19 protein-coding genes are annotated in these 18,617 nt (G+C 41.6%); 11 read left to right on the forward strand and 8 right to left on the reverse strand.

From position 1 onward, the window contains the following. Positions 1–40 precede the first annotated feature (40 nt). The 5 genes from HGO23_RS12635 (at position 41) to sanA (ending at position 5,066) form a co-directional block, all read left to right on the forward strand. Positions 41–481 carry a CidA/LrgA family protein gene (locus tag HGO23_RS12635; RefSeq protein WP_209026849.1) on the forward strand — a complete coding sequence of 147 codons (441 nt, stop codon included), beginning with the start codon at positions 41–43 and terminating at the stop codon, positions 479–481. 2 nt (positions 482–483) lie between these two features. Further along, the gene (locus HGO23_RS12640) at positions 484–1,179 is read left to right on the forward strand and encodes a CidB/LrgB family autolysis modulator (RefSeq protein WP_099134589.1); all 696 of its coding nucleotides are present in this window, start codon (positions 484–486) and stop codon (positions 1,177–1,179) included. A 162-nt stretch (positions 1,180–1,341) separates the two neighbouring features. Further along, positions 1,342–2,226: a cytidine deaminase gene (gene cdd, locus HGO23_RS12645; RefSeq protein WP_209026851.1), complete on the forward strand. Its 885-nt coding sequence runs from the start codon at positions 1,342–1,344 to the stop codon at positions 2,224–2,226. 214 nt (positions 2,227–2,440) lie between these two features. After that, complete coding sequence (locus tag HGO23_RS12650; protein ID WP_209026852.1) at positions 2,441–4,138, forward strand: NAD-dependent malic enzyme; 1,698 nt, start codon at positions 2,441–2,443, stop codon at positions 4,136–4,138. Between the two features lie 205 nt (positions 4,139–4,343). Further along, positions 4,344–5,066, forward strand: a complete 723-nt coding sequence (sanA, locus tag HGO23_RS12655) for an outer membrane permeability protein SanA (protein WP_209026854.1) — start codon at positions 4,344–4,346, stop codon at positions 5,064–5,066. Positions 5,067–5,100: 34 nt separating this feature from the next. Here the strand turns inward: sanA and yeiB are convergent, their stop codons facing one another. The 3 genes from yeiB to HGO23_RS12670 form a co-directional block, all read right to left on the reverse strand. Next, positions 5,101–6,264, reverse strand: a complete 1,164-nt coding sequence (gene yeiB, locus HGO23_RS12660; protein WP_099134585.1) for a DUF418 domain-containing protein YeiB — start codon at positions 6,262–6,264, stop codon at positions 5,101–5,103. Positions 6,265–6,279: 15 nt separating this feature from the next. After that, positions 6,280–6,948 (reverse strand): GTP cyclohydrolase I FolE, encoded by a 669-nt coding sequence (gene folE / locus HGO23_RS12665; protein ID WP_038264398.1) that lies wholly within the window; start codon positions 6,946–6,948, stop codon positions 6,280–6,282. 237 nt (positions 6,949–7,185) lie between these two features. Beyond that, entirely contained in the window at positions 7,186–8,364 is a 1,179-nt protein-coding gene (locus tag HGO23_RS12670; protein WP_099134584.1) for a YbfB/YjiJ family MFS transporter, read from the reverse strand. A 398-nt stretch (positions 8,365–8,762) separates the two neighbouring features. Here HGO23_RS12670 and HGO23_RS12675 point away from each other — a divergent pair, with 398 nt between their 5' ends. The 3 genes from HGO23_RS12675 (at position 8,763) to moeB (ending at position 11,317) form a co-directional block, all read left to right on the forward strand. Continuing rightward, a complete protein-coding gene (locus tag HGO23_RS12675) occupies positions 8,763–9,137 on the forward strand; it encodes a type II toxin-antitoxin system PemK/MazF family toxin (protein WP_099134583.1) in 375 nt (124 codons plus the stop codon). Between the two features lie 152 nt (positions 9,138–9,289). Next, positions 9,290–10,531: a molybdopterin molybdotransferase MoeA gene (gene moeA, locus HGO23_RS12680; RefSeq protein WP_209026855.1), complete on the forward strand. Its 1,242-nt coding sequence runs from the start codon at positions 9,290–9,292 to the stop codon at positions 10,529–10,531. A gap of 30 nt (positions 10,532–10,561) precedes the next feature. Further along, on the forward strand, positions 10,562–11,317 hold the full coding sequence (moeB, locus tag HGO23_RS12685; RefSeq protein WP_099134582.1) for a molybdopterin-synthase adenylyltransferase MoeB: 756 nt from the start codon (positions 10,562–10,564) through the stop codon (positions 11,315–11,317). 45 nt (positions 11,318–11,362) lie between these two features. Here the strand turns inward: moeB and HGO23_RS12690 are convergent, their stop codons facing one another. Then, positions 11,363–12,958, reverse strand: a complete 1,596-nt coding sequence (locus HGO23_RS12690) for an ABC-F family ATPase (RefSeq protein WP_099134581.1) — start codon at positions 12,956–12,958, stop codon at positions 11,363–11,365. Positions 12,959–13,263: 305 nt separating this feature from the next. Here HGO23_RS12690 and HGO23_RS12695 point away from each other — a divergent pair, with 305 nt between their 5' ends. Both HGO23_RS12695 and HGO23_RS12700 read left to right on the forward strand, forming a co-directional pair. After that, positions 13,264–14,268 (forward strand): Gfo/Idh/MocA family protein, encoded by a 1,005-nt coding sequence (locus tag HGO23_RS12695; RefSeq protein ID WP_209026857.1) that lies wholly within the window; start codon positions 13,264–13,266, stop codon positions 14,266–14,268. 41 nt (positions 14,269–14,309) lie between these two features. Next, a complete protein-coding gene (locus HGO23_RS12700) occupies positions 14,310–14,927 on the forward strand; it encodes a short chain dehydrogenase (protein WP_209026859.1) in 618 nt (205 codons plus the stop codon). 111 nt (positions 14,928–15,038) lie between these two features. Here the strand turns inward: HGO23_RS12700 and HGO23_RS12705 are convergent, their stop codons facing one another. From HGO23_RS12705 to HGO23_RS19715, 4 genes are all read right to left on the reverse strand, one after another. Then, positions 15,039–16,256, reverse strand: a complete 1,218-nt coding sequence (locus HGO23_RS12705; RefSeq protein WP_099134578.1) for an MFS transporter — start codon at positions 16,254–16,256, stop codon at positions 15,039–15,041. A gap of 224 nt (positions 16,257–16,480) precedes the next feature. Further along, the gene (locus tag HGO23_RS12710; RefSeq protein WP_209026861.1) at positions 16,481–16,636 is read right to left on the reverse strand and encodes an N-acetyltransferase; all 156 of its coding nucleotides are present in this window, start codon (positions 16,634–16,636) and stop codon (positions 16,481–16,483) included. Between the two features lie 66 nt (positions 16,637–16,702). Further along, a complete protein-coding gene (locus HGO23_RS19710) occupies positions 16,703–16,837 on the reverse strand; it encodes a GNAT family protein (RefSeq protein WP_244967802.1) in 135 nt (44 codons plus the stop codon). Positions 16,838–16,842: 5 nt separating this feature from the next. Continuing rightward, a complete protein-coding gene (locus HGO23_RS19715; RefSeq protein ID WP_244967803.1) occupies positions 16,843–17,043 on the reverse strand; it encodes a hypothetical protein in 201 nt (66 codons plus the stop codon). A 197-nt stretch (positions 17,044–17,240) separates the two neighbouring features. On the opposite strand from HGO23_RS19715, the gene HGO23_RS12720 reads away from it, so the two are divergent. Beyond that, positions 17,241–18,500 carry a tyrosine-type recombinase/integrase gene (locus HGO23_RS12720; protein WP_099134630.1) on the forward strand — a complete coding sequence of 420 codons (1,260 nt, stop codon included), beginning with the start codon at positions 17,241–17,243 and terminating at the stop codon, positions 18,498–18,500. Positions 18,501–18,617: the final 117 nt, after the last annotated feature.

The following is an 18,617-nucleotide window of genomic DNA, read 5'->3' on the forward strand; positions in this document are numbered from 1 at the left end:
ATCGTATGATAACCCTCTTTACATTGAGGAATTATACGTTATGTCTTTCCAAAACGTACTCATGGCAGGTTGGCAATATCTGCGTGCATTTGTGCTGCTCTACTTATGCCTCATTGTAGGGAATCTCATTTCAGCACATCTCCCCTGCTCTCTCCCCGGTAGTATTATTGGCTTGCTTCTTCTGTTCTGTTTGCTAGCGCTTCAGATTATTCCCGCTCATTGGGTAAAACCGGGCTGTAGCTTATTGATGAAAAACATGACATTGCTCTTTTTACCCATCGGGGTCGGTGTCATGGAATATTATCCACAGCTCAGCCAACAGATACTCCCGATTGCCCTTTCCTGTATCATCAGTACTGTCATCGTCATGATTACCGTTGCTTACAGCTCTCATTATGTCCACCGCGAACGCGCCATTATCGGCACCAATCACAAAAAACAATTACCAGAACAGAAATCATCACAACAGGAGAGAAAATAAAAATGCTAAACCATATCTGGTGGTCATTGCCATTAACCTTGGCTGTCTTCTATCTTGCCAAAAAACTATCTGTCCGATTCAGATTTCCTATTTTAAACCCCTTATTGATATCAATGGCAGTCATTATTCCTCTGCTGCTGCTGACTCATACCCCTTATGAACATTATTTTGCCGGTAGCCGGATATTGAATGATTTGTTACAACCTGCTGTTGTTGCTCTAGCCTTTCCGCTGTACGAACAGCTCCATCAAATCCGTGCTCAATGGAAATCTATTATCAGTATCTGCTTCATCGGCTGTGTTACTGCAATGGTAACAGGTACAGCTATTGCTTTATGGGCAGGCGCTACCCCTGAAATCGCAGCTTCTGTATTACCAAAATCAGTTACAACTCCTATCGCCATGGCAGTCGCTCATTCTATTGGGGGTATTCCAGCCATCAGTGCCGCCTGTGTCATTGCTGTTGGTATCTTAGGTGCAATTTTTGGCCATAATCTGTTTAATTTCTTAAAAATTAAAACCCAGGCCTCCAGAGGGCTAGCGATGGGTACAGCTTCTCATGCCGTAGGAACTGCACGATGTGCTGAAATAGATCATGTCGAGGGTGCATATAGTTCACTGGCACTGATGACTTGCGGCGTTATTACTTCATTGATCGCGCCTTTCTTATTTCCTGTGTTACTGCATCTTTTTGGTTAGTTACCAAAAAGTGAAAAAATCATTCAAATAGTAAAAAATTTGACGTAAGTTGTTAAAATAATATCTTTGTTACATAAATTTCATTAATTATATGGAATACATCACATTATAAACCTAACTAATCATCCTAGAATAACCTTCAATTAACTTGGAGATTATTCTATGCAAGCTCGTTTTCACGCTATCTGGTCAGAAATCACGCCTAAATTGCAAAAGGCTCTATTGCCCTACATTGGTAATGATGATTTTCCAGCTATGCTGACAGCAGAGCAGGTGGAGTCAATTAAGCAGAGCTGCGGCTTTGATGATCATGCGTTGGCACTTGCCCTGTTGCCACTCGCTGCGGCCTGTTCTATTGCTCCCATCTCGCACTTTCATGTCGGTGCTATCGCACAAGGAGACAGCGGAAACTTCTATTTTGGTGCCAACATGGAATTTGTGGGCGTTCCGTTACAGCAAACTGTCCATGCCGAACAATCAGCCATTACCCATGCTTGGTTACGTGGTGAGAAAAAACTGCTATCCGTCACTGTTAATTGTTCTCCTTGCGGCCATTGCCGCCAATTTATGAACGAATTAAACAGTGGAGCACAATTGGAAATCTGTTTACCTGATCACCCACGATTAACTCTGGCTGACTATCTACCAGAGGCATTCGGCCCACGTGATTTAGGAGATACTCCCTTGTTGCTGGATAGCATTCATCATGGCTACCAGTTGGATACCAATGACGAACTCGTACTGGCTGCACTGGATGCTGCGAATCAGAGTCATTCGCCTTATAGCCAATCCCACTCAGGTATTGCTCTGATGGATGAGCAAAATCGTATTTATACCGGCCGCTATGCAGAAAATGCTGCATTCAATCCGAGCTTACCCCCTTTACAGGCAGCTCTAATATTGATGAACATGTCAGGCAGTGATTGCCGAACCATCAAACGGGCGATATTAGTAGAAGGACAAAACAATCATCTATCACAATGGAATGCGACTGAATCTACCTTAGTTTCCCTCGGCTGTAAGCAAACGGAGTGTCATACGTTCTGACAGTTCCATTGCTAAAAAATGACCATCCTGGAAGAATTTTGGGCAAAAGCGAGAAATTAAATAACATTTAATTAGCGAATTCCGCATGTTATCTCTCATTTTTGCTCATGATAGACATATTTAAGTAACATTTACTGTACTTATTTTTTTATCTTCTTAGGATCTATAGCTGATTTACCGATTTTGTTATTGATTAGTCTAAAGAGTAAGCATCATGGAACTGGAACACGAAAGTAAACGTCCTCTCTATATTCCCTACGCTGGCCCCATCTTGTTGGAATTTCCCCTGCTGAATAAAGGCAGCGCTTTTACGGAAGAAGAACGCAGCAACTTCAATCTGCATGGCTTATTACCTCAGACCGTTGAAACAATTGAAGAACAGACCGAACGCGCTTATCGCCAATATTGCGATTTCAAAAATGACGCGGATAAACATATTTATCTGAGGAATATTCAGGACACCAACGAAACTCTTTTCTACCGGCTCCTTGACGCCCATCTCAGCGAAATGATGCCTATTATTTACACACCAACCGTCGGTGAAGCGTGTGAACATTTCTCTGACATTTACCGCCGTGCCCGTGGTTTATTCATCTCTTACCCGAACCGGGCTTATATTGATGACATGCTGCAAAACGCCACCAAACAGAATGTTAAAGTTATCGTTGTCACCGATGGTGAACGTATTCTGGGTCTTGGCGATCAGGGGATTGGTGGTATGGGGATCCCTATCGGTAAATTATCTTTATATACCTCCTGTGGTGGGATCAGCCCGGCTTACACCCTGCCTGTCGTATTGGATGTGGGGACTAATAACCCACAACGCTTGAATGATCCGCTGTACATGGGCTGGCGCCATCCTCGCATTACAGGCAAAGAATACGATGACTTCGTAGATGAATTCATTCAGGCTGTAAAACGCCGCTGGCCGAATGTACTGCTGCAATTCGAAGATTTTGCCCAGCAAAATGCGATGCCATTACTGACTCGCTATCGCAATGATCTCTGCTGCTTCAATGACGATATTCAAGGTACAGCCGCTGTTGCTCTTGGTAGCCTGATTGCCGCCAGCCGTGCCGCAGGCCGTCAATTGAAAGACCAAACGGTTACCTTCCTCGGTGCGGGCTCCGCTGGTTGTGGTATTGCTGAACAAATCATCGCCCAAATGAAATCAGAAGGTTTAAGTGATGAACAGGCCCGTGCCCGTGTATTCATGGTTGATCGCTTTGGGCTGCTCACTGACAAGCAACCAAATCTGCTGGATTTTCAAAGTGCACTGGTTCAGAAAAGTAGTACTCTGCGATCCTGGGATGTTAACAATGATAGCCTGTCACTAATGGATGTTGTCCGCAATGCCAAACCTACTGTTCTGATTGGTGTTTCTGGTCAGTCCGGTCTGTTCACGGAAGAAATTATTCGTGAAATGCATAAACATTGTGAACGTCCAATTGTAATGCCGTTGTCCAACCCGACATCACGCGTCGAAGCGCGTCCTGAAGATATTATTAACTGGACAGAAGGTAAGGCACTGGTCGCAACTGGTAGTCCATTCTCACCAGTACAATATGAAGGTCAAAAGTTCTCAATTGCACAATGTAATAACTCTTATATCTTCCCTGGTATCGGGTTAGGTGTTATTGCTGCCGGTGCCAAACGCGTGACAGATGATATGTTGATGGCTGCCAGCCGCGCATTAGCAGATTGTTCTCCACTGGCACAAACTGGTTCTGGCCCGTTATTGCCATTGATCGATGATATTCAGAACGTTTCCCGTAAGATCGCTAAAGAAGTAGCGAAAAAAGCCCAAATTCAGGGGGTAGCAATGGTTACTTCTGAAGATGCACTTGAAGAAGCTATTGAGCGTAACTTCTGGAAATCAGAATACCGCGTCTATAAACGCACATCATTCTGATATATTACCAACTGGCCTGCCGATAACATTTGACAGGCCTTTTAATAAAAGCCTTTAGTAATAAGTACAGCCAATCTCTAAATCCAATAAACATACGAACAATAAAAAGTATTCTATCTGGTATGTTCATCCAATACTTGCTTCGATATATCAAGTAAAGTAGCCTTTGCTCACTTGTTTATAATTATATAAAAGGCAAAAAACAATGTGGAAGCGCCTGATTACCAGCCTGATTCTCATAATAGCTGTTTTTATGCTATCAGCCATTATGCTCGATCGCTGGATCAGCTGGAAAACCGCTCCCTATGTTTTTGACGATCTTAGACAATTACCTGAACAGGAAGTTGGTATGGTATTAGGTACGTCCAAATATTATAAAACTGGCGCGTATAACCAATATTATTTTTATCGAATTCAAGGTGCTGTTAACGCTTATAACAGTGGGAAAGTAAAATACCTGCTGCTGAGCGGAGATAATGCCCAACACAGCTATAATGAACCAAATACAATGCGAAAAGACCTGATCAAGGCAGGGATACCAGCACCAAAAATTGTGATGGATTTTGCTGGCTTTCGTACATTAGATTCGATTGTCAGAACCCGCAAGGTATTTGATACCAATGACTTTACTATCATCACTCAGCGCTTCCATTGTGAACGCGCCCTGTTCATTGCAATGCACATGGGAATAGAAGCACAATGTTATGCGGTGTCTTCCCCCAAAAATATGATGACCATACGTATGCGGGAAGTGTTTGCCCGCCTCGGCGCTTTGGCTGACCTTTATATTTTGAAGCGTGAGCCGCGTTTTCTAGGCCCTCTGACACCAATTCCTATCCAGCAGGTCGCTCCTACCGGAATTGGGGGCTACCCTGCCGTATCACCAAAAGAGTTACAGGAACTGGAGAAAAAACAGCCCAGCAGATAAGAGCCTATTTTTCAAGCAATAGGCTCTGCACAGTTTAAAATCTTTCTACCAATTTTCCAGATAAACCCCGCCAAAGTGTTTCAACAGGCCCTTTTTGATGATATTTCAACCACCAGCAGGCGAACCCGATATTACACCCCCAGACGAAAGGAACAAATATTAACAATTCCAAACGGGTGAACTGATTAAATAGCTCCCAATGATAAAAAAGCGTGGTACAAATTAAAGTTTGCATTAAATAACAGGTTAACGGCATTCTGCCAACCTGCTGGAACCAGAAAATAACTCGACAACGGGAAATAACCGGCCAGAATCCATAAATCAAAGCCACATAAGCCAACGCCAGAAATGGTGTCGCCAATTCAGCGATAGTATGACGCACTGTCAAAGCAGTAAAATAACTGTACGGGTATAAATACTGAACTAACAGAGCAACAGAGTGGATTACCAGACCAACGACAAACAGCAACAACGCCACCCGACGATAATGGTAACTACTGTATGCTCCTTTCAACCATCCATTACGTACTAACATTGCTCCACAAAGCATTGTCCCAACCATTTGCCAGCCATACTGTACCACGGTCACTATCATTGCCCCACTGACCTGACGCATACGATGCTCTATCGCCAATAGCCCACCATGGGTTTTCCAGTAAACTTCATGAAAAATATCCTGTTCTAATGGACGCCAGAAAGTACTATTTTCTTCCACTGGGAATAATCCCAACAGATAAAACATCATCAAACCGAACAGGTAAAAAACAATCCCCTGACCAAACAGATTGTGACGGGTATTAATCAAATGCAACGCAAAAATGCCAGCCACACCATATGACAGCAAGATATCGCCATCCCACAGTAAGATCCCGTGCAATAAACCAATAACAGCCAGGATCAACAGCCTGCAAAGATTCCAGTTATGCTCCCTTTGCCTCAATAACTCAAGTGACGCACCAAACAGCAGTGTTAAAATAAACAAAAATTTTCCTTGAGTAAAAGTACTCAAGGCAGACCATGTTAATACATCAGAAAATGAGACATTCTCTTTGTAAAAGAGATTCATATAAGCAGCATATGGCAACGCAAAACTAGAGATATTCAGTAATAATATGCCCAAAATGGCGAAACCACGCACACTATCAAGAGCCACAATCCTATGGCCCGTTACTCCACTATTTAACTCACTACTTGTCATGGTAATAAAGAGGCATCACGATAAGTGTAAGTGGCGAACGGCTCGCAAAAATTCTTGTCGTGTATTCTGACTGGACTTAAATAAACCGCCAAGAGAAGTCGTTGTTGTGGTACTGGTTGCATCACGAATACCACGGGCTTTCACACAGTAATGAACAGCATCAATAGAGATGGCAACATTATTTGTCCCAAGCAAAGTTTGTAGCGCAATTAAAATTTGCTGTGTCAAACGTTCCTGTACCTGAGGGCGTTGCGCAAAAAATTGCACAATACGGTTAATTTTTGATAATCCAATAACTTTATCCTTAGGAATATAAGCTACGGTGGCCTTTCCATCAATAGTTACAAAATGGTGCTCACAGGTACTGGTCAGCGTGATATCTCTCACTGTCACCATCTCATCAACTTTCATTTTATTTTCTATCAAAGTGATTTTCGGAAAATTTCTGTAGTCCAAACCCGAAAATATTTCATCTACATACATTTTCGCAATACGACCCGGCGTATCAGCCAAACTGTCATCACTCAAATCAAGGTTTAACAGTTTCATAATTTCTGTCATGTGTTCCTCAATGCGTGCTTTACGCACTTCAGGCTCTAAAATCTGTTCACGCAGTGGGGTTTCAAGACCATGAGCAACCAGTGCCGAATGCACCAGCGCGGCTTCTGTACTTAAGGATGACATTGATTTCTCCAAGAGTAATACTTCCGTTATGTGATGGGTATCTGCTTACATGATATCTATTGATGGGACATCTGTTCACATTTTTACTGTGCATAACTGCTTCGGATATAGCTACGTCAAATATAGCTATACCCGTCACCCGTCGTCTTTCAAACCGCATTTTTGTCAGCACATATTGAAATCCATTGAGTTAGGTTCATAACTATACCGTCACTACATCAATGCACCAAATCAGGATTATTCCCGACAAATTCTGTTGCGATTAAACACCAACAATCCGGCAATAACCAAGCCAATAAATGCGATATATAAAGCAGGTTCTAGTTTACCGGTCAGCCATGTTGAAATAGCAGACAACATCGGCCCGACCAATTGCCCCACAGCATAACCTGTGGTCAATAATCCCGCCATATAATGCGTATGATTGGGTGCTAATTCACGCCCATACAGCAAAGTCAGTTGCACCACACACATAAAACCACCACCAACCAACAATGCCCCAATGACAAGGCCGCTAATCCCCGGCATTACTTCGGCTATCAATATTCCGAGAGCCTGAAGCCAGAGTGTGATCGCTAAACGAACTTGAGCTGTCGATACATGACTTAACAGAATCCCCAGTACAATACCGATGACAGAAGCGCCCCCAAATATCGGCCAGACAAATTGCGCAAACAGGCTGCCGGGAAAACGTTCAGAGGCCATTTGAGAAAGGAATGTAGCAGGCAGAATATAGCCAAATCCCGCCAGACTGTAACTCCATAGCAACCGTTTAATTTCTGGAGTCAACGTCAGTTTCTGGATCGCAGCTTGTGGGCGATGTAATTCTCCACGACGCGGCAAATGACGACTAGCATAAATACTGCACAACAAGGCCAGAATGCCATAAATAAACCATGCCTGAGCAGCATTCATTCCCCACAACTGAATCCCTACCGCCAATGCGCCACTAATCAAAATTCCAATTCCAGTGCCTGCAAAGACAGCCGCACTTAGCCCCGGACGATTCAGTTTTGCCAGTGCATCATTCGCCCATGCTGCCACCAATACTAATGTCCAACCACTCGCCCAGCCGATAAAAAATCGGGCAATACTGTGTAATATTGGGCCATCCAGCAAGGCTGACAGAAGTGTAATAATTACCGCTCCCCATAATCCGCCCCATAGACGATACTCTACAAACTGCCGTGCCCGCATTGCATCATAAGAGCCAGCAAAATAGCCAAGGTAATTAAATGCAGCAACAATTCCTGCTTCTGTCAGAGTGAATTGTGATTCTGCGATCATCAATGGAACTTGTGGAGTAAAAGTAAAACGTCCTATTCCCATTGCAACAACTAAAGCGAGAAAACCGCTCAATGCAATCTGAATAGCCTGATAGTTACGGCTGCCTGGTGCGATGATTTGATTGCTCATAGTGATTAAATATTTATTTAATTAGTTGTTTTAACTGTCATTATTTAGTTATAACAAATCATGAATATAATATACATCTTTTTTAGTCACTAATCATACCCATCATCACTGTAAACGATACTCTAGTTGAGCAGCATACCTATATTTTCAACATAATATGGAAACATACGATGTAGTTTTTATCTAACCGCAAACAACTGAAGCCATCAAACAGGGGCCCTCTGCCAGCCCTGCCAAAATATCGACACCATAAGCATCAAACCAGCGGATAGAATTGCCAGAGGCCGGAAGTCTCTTTCTGAGCTATTGCAAGGCATTGATGAAGCAGAAATACGGGCTTTCAACGAAGCAACAACCGACGATCTAAATTCTCCTCCTGTTGGTAATGAGGTGATTTAATGGTGCATAGAAGGAACGTCCCAAGCAAGGGTGAAATCTGGCACACTAGTAGCAATTCCGTTAGTGGCAGAGAGTTTAAAGGGGCGCATTACTATCTGGTTATCTCTGAATTTGCACTGAATCAAAAGTTAGGTACTGCACTTTGCGTTCCAATTACCAGTGGAGGAGGGATAGCACGTTCTGAAGCTGTCACCGTATATCTAGATGGCTCAAGTACCGATACTGGCAAAATTACCGGTGTTGTGCTTTGTTACCAGATCCGTTCACTTGATTTGAATGAACGCAAAGCTACCTATTCGGCACAGGCTGAACCTAGTGTTGTTGATGAAGTATTAGCTAAAGTAATAGATATTTTAGACCCTCAATTAAATTGATTGCGAAAGGCTCAGAAACCACTAGTAGAAATCCCCTCCTGAGTCACGAAGTACAAAGATGGGGAAAATGTCAATCTGTACCAGCCATTCCCCATTAAAAGGATATTTGCCATAATGCAGGCATGCCATTTGCCGCACATTGGGAGCTTTCCATGGATCATTGTTACACTTCAGGTTTAATTTCACTTGAACAGGCGCTGGAAAAACTACTGACACAAACCGCTCCTCTTACTGAAACAGAAGCAATTAACCTGACACAATCAGCAGGCCGTATTACTGCTACAAATATTATCTCACCAATTAACGTTCCCCCGTTTGATAACTCAGCAATGGATGGCTATGCTATTCGCCTTACTGACCTGAACGATACTCAAATTTTACCTGTAGCAGGAAAAGTACTGGCTGGTATACCATTTCAAGGGGAATGGCCTGTAGGCACTTGCATTCGTATTATGACAGGAGCCCCGATCCCCGCAGGTACTGATGCTGTCGTTATGCAAGAGCAAGCAGAAGTTACTGAATCAGGCGTTCGGTTTACGTACCCTGTCCATCAGGGACAAAACATTCGTACCATAGGCGAAGATATCGCCCAAAATACAGCAGTCCTGCCACAGGGTATTAAACTCTCTACCGCACAATTACCTCTGCTTGCTTCTTTGGGGATTGCGCAAGTGGATGTGATCCGCAAATTAAAAGTTGCAATCTTTTCTACCGGTGATGAACTACAAACAATTGGTGAACCATTGCAGGCAGGGCAAATTTATGACACCAACCGTTTTGCGGTTCGTCTGATGCTGGAAAAACTAGACTGTGACGTTATTGATCTCGGTGTCATTCCTGATGATCCTGACGCTCTGCGTCACGCTTTTGTACAAACCAATGAACTCGCAGATTTAGTTATCAGTAGTGGCGGGGTTTCCGTTGGTGAAGCTGATTACACTAAACAGATTTTGGATGAAATGGGTGAAATTAGCTTCTGGAAATTGGCGATTAAACCCGGTAAACCTTTTGCTTTTGGTAAACTGAAAAATGCGTGGTTCTGTGGTTTACCAGGTAATCCGGTATCCGCTGTGCTGACTTTCTACCAATTAGTCCAACCTTTGATTACACACTTATCGGGTTTTACCGCATGGCAACCACCAATGAGACTCAGTGCCAAAGTCATAACACCTTTGAAAAAATCCCCCGGCAGGTTGGATTTCCAGCGTGGGATCGCTGCACTCAATAAGCAAGGTGAGTTAGAAGTTCGAAGCACCGGGCATCAAGGTTCACATATTTTCAGTTCATATAGCCTCGGCAATTGCTTTATCGTACTGGAGCGGGAACGAGGTTCCGTTGTGACCGGAGAAACCGTACAGATCGAATTTTTCAACCATTTGCTGAAAAATCAATAAATAAATGAAAACCAGTGACTCACTGAAAAAATGACTATTGAACTCACAGATGAAGAGATCCTGCGTTATAACCGGCAGATTGTTCTACGTCACTTTGATTTTGACGGACAAGAAAAATTGAAATCATCCAAGGTGCTGATAGTAGGTTTGGGCGGCCTTGGTTGTGCAGCCGCCCAATATTTAACGGCAGCGGGTGTCGGAGCAATCAGTTTATTGGATTTTGATACTGTTTCCCTCTCTAATTTACAACGTCAGATCCTTCACCGTGATGAACGTATTGGTATGGCTAAAGTGCATTCAGCAGCACTAACACTATGGGAAATTAACCCTCACACTACTATCTATCCCATTGAAGGATTATTGAATGCCCCTGCCTTAGACCAGCTAATTAGTCAGCATGATATTGTGCTGGATTGCACAGATAATGTTGCAATTCGTGAGCAACTCAACCGATTATGCTACGGGCATAAAACAGCTTTGGTTTCTGGTGCAGCTATTCGCATGGAAGGGCAATTATCGGTTTTTACTTATCAAACAGGAGAACCTTGCTACCGCTGCCTGAGCCGATTATTCGGTGAAAATAACCTGACTTGTGTTGAAGCAGGTGTAATGGCACCACTCGTAGGCACTATTGGTTCGTTACAGGCAATGGAAGCAATTAAATTGCTGACTCAATACGGAGAAATTGCCAGAGGCAAAGTAATATTGTTCGATGCGATGACGATGCAGTTTCGTGAGATAAAATTGCCTAAAGATCCGCGGTGTGAGGTATGTCAGAACGGCTAATAACTGGCCCCGTTGTTAATCTACGGGGCCTGAAAAAACGGGAGGTTACTCAGCAATCCCCTGGCTTCTCAGATACTCATCATAAGTACCTTTAAAATCAATAACTTTATCAGCTTTAATTTCCAGGATACGGCTGGCCAATGAGCTGACAAATGCGCGGTCATGGGACACAAAAATCAACGTGCCTTGATAGAGTTCTAACGCAAGATTTAGTGATTCGATAGATTCCATATCCAAATGGTTGGTTGGCTCATCCATTATCAGAATATTTGGTTTATGCATCATTAGCTTGCCAAACAACATCCGGCCTTTTTCACCACCAGACAATACGCCGACTTTTTTCCTGATATCATCCTGAGTGAACAATAAACGTCCCAGCACACTTCGTACCGCCTGTTCATCATCGCCTTCACGCTTCCACTGGCTCATCCATTCAAATACAGTCAGATCACAATTAAAGTCACTGGCGTGATCCTGTGCATAATAACCAATAGTGCTATTTTCAGACCATTTAATCGTACCGCTGTTTGGTTCAGTTTCACCGATCAAAATTTTCAACAATGTTGTTTTACCGATACCGTTCTCACCAATCACCGCCATTTTTTCGCCAACTTCCAGCAGCAGATTCAGATTTTTAAACAATGGCCCATTGTCATAACCTTTAGTCAGACCTTCTAACTCCAGTGCATTACGGAACAGTTTTTTCTCCTGCTCAAAGCGGATATATGGATTCTGGCGACTGGAAGCTTTTACTTCTTCTAACTGAATTTTATCAATCTGACGGGCACGTGAAGTTGCCTGCTTAGATTTAGAAGCGTTAGCACTAAAACGACTGACAAATGCCTGTAATTCAGCAATATGGGCTTTCTTTTTGGCATTATCTGCCAGCAGACGTTCACGTGCCTGAGTTGCCGCCACCATATATTCATCGTAATTGCCGGAGAACAGACGCAATTGACCATAATCAAGATCAGCCATATGAGTACATACTGTGTTCAGGAAATGGCGGTCATGGGAAATGATAATCATCGTACTGTCGCGCTCGTTCAGTACTTGTTCCAACCAACGGATAGTATCGATATCCAGGTTGTTGGTTGGTTCATCAAGCAACAGAACATCAGGATTAGAAAATAGCGCCTGTGCCAGTAAAACACGTAATTTCCAACCCGGAGCAACTGCACTCATCAAACCATAATGCTGTTCTACCGGAATACCAACGCCAAGCAATAACTCTCCGGCGCGAGCTTCCGCACTGTAGCCATCCATTTCACCATAAGCGACTTCCAGATCAGCAACACGATAACCATCTTCTTCGCTCATTTCTGCCATGGCGTAAATACGGTCACGTTCCTGCTTCACTTGCCACAATTCCGTGTGCCCCATGATGACTGTATCCAATACAGTGTACTCTTCAAAGGCAAACTGATCCTGACGCAATTTACCTAAGCGTTCATTCGGATCAAGACTAACATTGCCGGAGGTCGGTGTTAAATCTCCCCCCAAGATTTTCATAAAAGTCGATTTACCCGCTCCGTTGGCACCAATCAGTCCATAGCGGTTACCGTTACCAAATTTGACAGAAATGTTTTCAAACAGAGGCTTACTGCCAAACTGCATAGTAATGTTGTTTGTACTTAACACAACGTTTGCTCTTATAGTGAATAAAAAAAAGAATTTAGAAAAATCGATAGTTATCTATTATGCCACAACAAGCAAAAAGTATCGCCAATATGCTTCCATAGCTACTTCAAACAGTCATTTCAAAAAGTCTATCATTTCAAATGTTATACGTCTCAAAAGTCACACCATCAATGCCCTCTCCCTGAAATCAGGAAAATAAATTTTTCTAATGTAAAACGGACGGAGAGCATAGAACAAAACAAGGAGGTATTATAGACTGGAAAGGAATTTTACGGCTTAACAATTTGATATACCGGAAAAATAAAATGCAAAAAATCAGATGGGGTATTATTGGTTGTGGTAATGTAACAGAGGTAAAAAGTGGCCCTGCTTTTTATAAATTGGAAAATTCAGAATTAATTGCCGTTATGCGACGCAATGCAGATTTAGCTAAAGATTTCGCCAAAAGACATAATGTCCCCAAATGGTATTCTGATGCCAAATTGCTGGTTAACGATCCTGATATTGATGCAGTATACATTGCAACTCCCCCTTCTACTCATAAAGAATATACTTTATTAGCTGCTGAGGCTGGCAAAATAGTTTATGTAGAAAAACCAATGGCTCTGACATTTTCAGAATGTAATAAAATGATTGCTGCCTGCCAGTCCCATAATGTTCCATTATTTGTGGCTTATTATCGCAGAGCATTGCCGAGATTTACCAAAATAAAATCGCTGATCGATTCCGGTGCGATTGGCACTCCACGTATTGTGGTCTGTCAGTTATTCAGAGAGATGGAGTCCCGTTATCTGGATCCTGATAATCTCCCCTGGTTTGTAAAACCAGAAATATCCGGTGGTGGATTATTTGTTGATTTAGCTTGCCACACACTGGATATATTGGATTTTCTTCTAGGAAGAATTATTTCAGTCAAAGGGCACTCTAATTCACAGGCAAAAGCCTATCCGGCAGAAGATTGTGTTTCAATGTCATTTATGTTTGAAAATCAGGTTCAGGGAGTGGGTATCTGGAATTTTGTTGCCAGCTCTCGTGAAGATAAAGTTGAAATCGTTGGTACAAAAGGCAAAATAACCTTTGCAACATTCGGCGATTCCCCAATTTCATATTACGATGAAAACAATACACTGCATCAGTTCCATTTTGAAAATCCCACACACATTCAAATGCCATTAATCCAGACAATTGTGCACCAATTACAGGGAAAAGATATCTGCCCTTCTAATGGCATATCCGCTTCACGAACCAGTTGGGTGATTGATGAAGTTCTGAAAGAATATAGGGCTGAGTTACGCTCTAAAACTAAATAAGCATTCATAACCTAATCTAATTAAATTACGGAGTCATCAATATGAAAATATTAGTGATAGGAGCAACAGGAAATATAGGAAAGCACATTATCAGTAATATTAAAAAATATCATCCATTGCTGATTGATAACCCTACAGATCTTGAAATTCTTCAAGCCAGCCGTAATTCATCTGAATACCCGATTGATGTTTTCGATACTCAACAATTAGATAGTTTTTTATCTAAAAATAAAATGTTTGAAGCCATTGTCTGCGCATTCGGCAAAACCAACTGGACGAAGCCAGAAAAGCTGAGTGACTATGAGGAAAGTATCAAGAATAAAGCACTGGGTCAGATCAACGTTGCACTCCGTGCCTTGCAATACGTTAAACCTGGTGGCTCAATCACTTTAACATCCGGTATTGTCGGCAAAATAATGTCGCCCAATGGTTCACAAACTGCTGTAACCAATGGCGCTATTGATGCTTTTGTCCGCTCGGCAGCAACTGAAATCACCAATATCCGAATTAACGTAGTTAGCCCAAGATTACTGGATGAATCATTTACCAGTTATGCCCGGTTCTTCCCCGGGCAGGAAACTTGCACAGGAGAACAAATAGCGAAAGGCTATATACGCAGTATTTATGGTAAGGAGACAGGAATGGTTATTGAAATTTAAACTCTCTGTCTGTGTCGTCTTTAAAATTGCAGTTTTGTTTGCTGCATCTTGAAATTCATCAGGTATATTATTAGCGGCTATACAAACCGCTAATAATTACCCTGTTTGATACTATTTAGCATCAAGCTTTTCATTTTTTCCAATTACTATCCCCAAGATCCCTTGTATCGCCAGAATAATGAAAAGCATCCACATAACGATACTCCATGAGGAAGTTAAATCATGAATATAACCAGAAACAACCGGGCCACAAAACGCAATCAAATAGCCAATTGACTGTATCATCGAGTTTGCTCTTGTAACATTGGCGGTATGATTGAAACGCAACAACGGCAGTAAAAATGCAACGCCTGTACAGATACCAGCACCGATTCCCATGATCATAACTGCAACAGGAATTAAACTCTTCTGACCATAAACGAATAGTACAATCCCCAACATACCAATAATTGGGTTAATGATGAACATAATTTCCTGTCTTTTTATCTTATAGATATAAAATGCCGTTAATGTTGCAAAAGGTATCGCAATCAGTGAGAACAAAGCCGCATAGGATGCCGCTTCAGTCTGGCCTAAACCATAAGAACTGATAATTTCGGGGAACCAGGCAGTTATGATATAAAAATTAAGTGATAAAATAGAAAAATAAACAGCCATAACCCAACATGGAATACTTACCCACGGGTTAATGACTTTATCGGGTTTATCATCATAATTACCGGGAGAATGTGGGCTACTGTCTGAGGCCCGGGATTTTTTATCAGAAAACAACAAAATCAAGAGTAACGAAAATATCGGGATCAAGATCCAAATCCAGGATACTCCGTTCCAGGAAAACCCGAAAATATGCTTAACCGGTAAAGTAAGGCCCGTTGCCATTGCTGGCCCCAAATACAGAGAAGCCGTATAACATGATGATAAAAGAGCAACCCTGCTACTCCCCAAACTTTTAAAGAATGAAGGTAATGCAATATTTCCCAGTCCGATGGCAAACCCAAACATTACTGTAGAAGTCAACAGTAATATCAGAGAGCTATTCAACCTTAAAAAATAAGCAACAATAGCAACGATAAATGTCATCAATAAGGTTTTATATAAACCTATTTTACTTTCAAAATAAGGAGTTAAGGGAGAGAATAGAAAAAAACACAAGGGTGACAGCGATGTTAACAAACCGAACGTGGAATGGCTTATTTTTAAATCGTCGATGATTTCCTGTGACATAGGTGGGATATAAGATATCGGTACTCTCAATCCCAAACCGGCAATCATAATAAACAATAGTAATTTAAGAATAAAACTATTACTAAAGTGTTTCCCTATTTTCATTATTTCACCACAGAAGTTTGGAGGTTTATCATATTTTTATTTAACGAGATTGAGGATACACCAAATAAACTTACTGCCATATTTATTTTAAATTCTGGCAGACAAATATTCTTTTAGCAAGCTCCAGAATTATTAATTTACCTATAACATCCGTTAACAACGTTAATCATATGGGAAATATTTTCTCCCTTTGATGAGTAGCTAAACTTATTTTTTACAATGAGTTACGCTAACATTTCCTCATACTCATCAAAACAACCCACTTTAGTAAAGCCAAAATGCTGGTAGAATTTACGGTGTCGCTCACTCATTTCATCATAACAAACAGATATTTTGTGGCAATCTGTTTGTTGTTTCATTTCATTCAGCAATAATTGCATAGAAAAACTACTGATTCTTATTTTGATACGATTTATCGATCATCACTTGCATCTGCTCTCCCTGAATCACAATGTAATAGCCATTAATTTGCTAATTTCTTTGTAACCTTCCCTTTCATAAAATTTCGTCGCTGCAACATTTTCTGATAAAACATTTAGTTCCAAATGGATGTAATTATTTTCCTTCGCCCACCTTTTCATTTCTGTTAATAATTGCTGACCAATACTCTGACATCCTGACTGACAACTAAATCAATAATATAGCCATAATTTCTCGGTATCAGGCAGTTAAATGGCGGTGTTTTATTTTCTCGTGCAATGCAGAAGCCTTTAATATCACCATTATCATCTTCTGAAACTAATAAATAGAATTTATCATCATTTATGCTGGGAATACATTTACTCAATCATTTTTAATCATTGATGATCAAGTATAGTCATCTATTTTAAATTAATTATTTGATTTATATCATAATTTAATTTATTTTTTGCTTTCCTTAATCATAAATAGTCACAGCGATTCATTTAGTGTCATGAAAAAAATGTACATTACGGTGTACATGAACTACATTAAAGCTATGTTATTTTTTTGAGGAAAAATGATATGGCAATTACCGACTCATGGCTCCGCTCTGCCAGTGGTAAGCCCCAAGAAAAAATCACGACTAAATCAGACAGGGATGGCTTATCTGTCCGTGTCACGCCTAAAGGAAAAATCATATTCCAATTTAGATATCGCTGGAACGGCAAGGGGGATCGGATTGACATAGGAACCTACCCGGCAACGAGCCTAAAAGATGCCCGTGACTCAGTGCTTTTCTATCGTGGGGAATTGGAACAACTCCGTAATCCTAAGATAGTTAAGCGTGTTCGTAAAGAGTCTGCCTTAAGTGCGGTTACTGTAGAGGGGCTGCTTCGTGAGTGGTGGGAAAAGACAATGCGGGGTTCAAAAGTTAAAGCGGATGAGATATTGCGATCTTTCGAAATTTACGTTTTCCCTAAAATCGGCAAGCTGCCTCATGATGAGGTGACATTGCATGTTTGGCTTTCCTTAATTGAAGACGTTACCAAACAAGCGCGCTCAATTGGTGCTCGCATCTTGATTTATTCTAAGACTGCGCATCGGTGGGCTGTCAGGCGAGGAATGACCAGTCTCACTCCATTATCTGACGTAATAACAGGTGATCTCGGAGGAAAAGACACTAAAACTGATATTGGTTTAAATGCTGATATGAGCGAAAGGGCATTAGACGAAGAAGAGCTGGTGCTTCTCTTTAATGTTATCAATGCGCCTGATTATAACCCGCGAAACGCGTTAATAATAAAACTGTGCCTTTTGTTTGGGTGCCGCATTGGTGAACTGCTAAAAGCTAAAGTTAATGATTTTGATTATGAAAAAGATATTTGGGTTGTTCCACCCTTAAATCACAAAACAGGCAGAAAATCCAAGAAGCCTATCATCAGGCCGATTATCCCGGCAGCAAAAGAATTGATTGAGCAGGCGAAAAAATTAAATCATGAGAGTGAATATCTGTTTACTGTGCGCCGAGGGGAACCTCTAACACAAGGAACACATTGCAACATGGTAGAAGCTCTTAATAAAAAAATGGCCCTTTATTCACCTGATTGTGAGCATTGGTCAATTCACGATCTGCGTAGAACTATGCGGACTGGTGTATCTGAATTAACCGCACCGCATGTGGCTGAAATTATGGTAGGACATAAATTACCCGGAGTATGGCAGGTGTACGATAAGCACACCTACCTAAGCGAACAGAGAGAGGCATACGAACTCTGGTGGGAAAAGCTGACTAAAATTGTTTCCCGTTCTCCCAGTCAAAAATATCTTGCCGAAGGAAGTTAAGCTGGTCAGATTTAAATTTGGGTTTTGGGAAGCCTTCTCGCTTTTGCTTCCCATTACCGCACCACAATCTTATCGTATGCGGCTTTACATCATATCGGTCTGCCAGTTCCTTTGTTT

This window comes from Xenorhabdus budapestensis, assembly GCF_017743015.1.
In the GTDB taxonomy this organism is placed as follows: domain Bacteria; phylum Pseudomonadota; class Gammaproteobacteria; order Enterobacterales; family Enterobacteriaceae; genus Xenorhabdus; species Xenorhabdus budapestensis.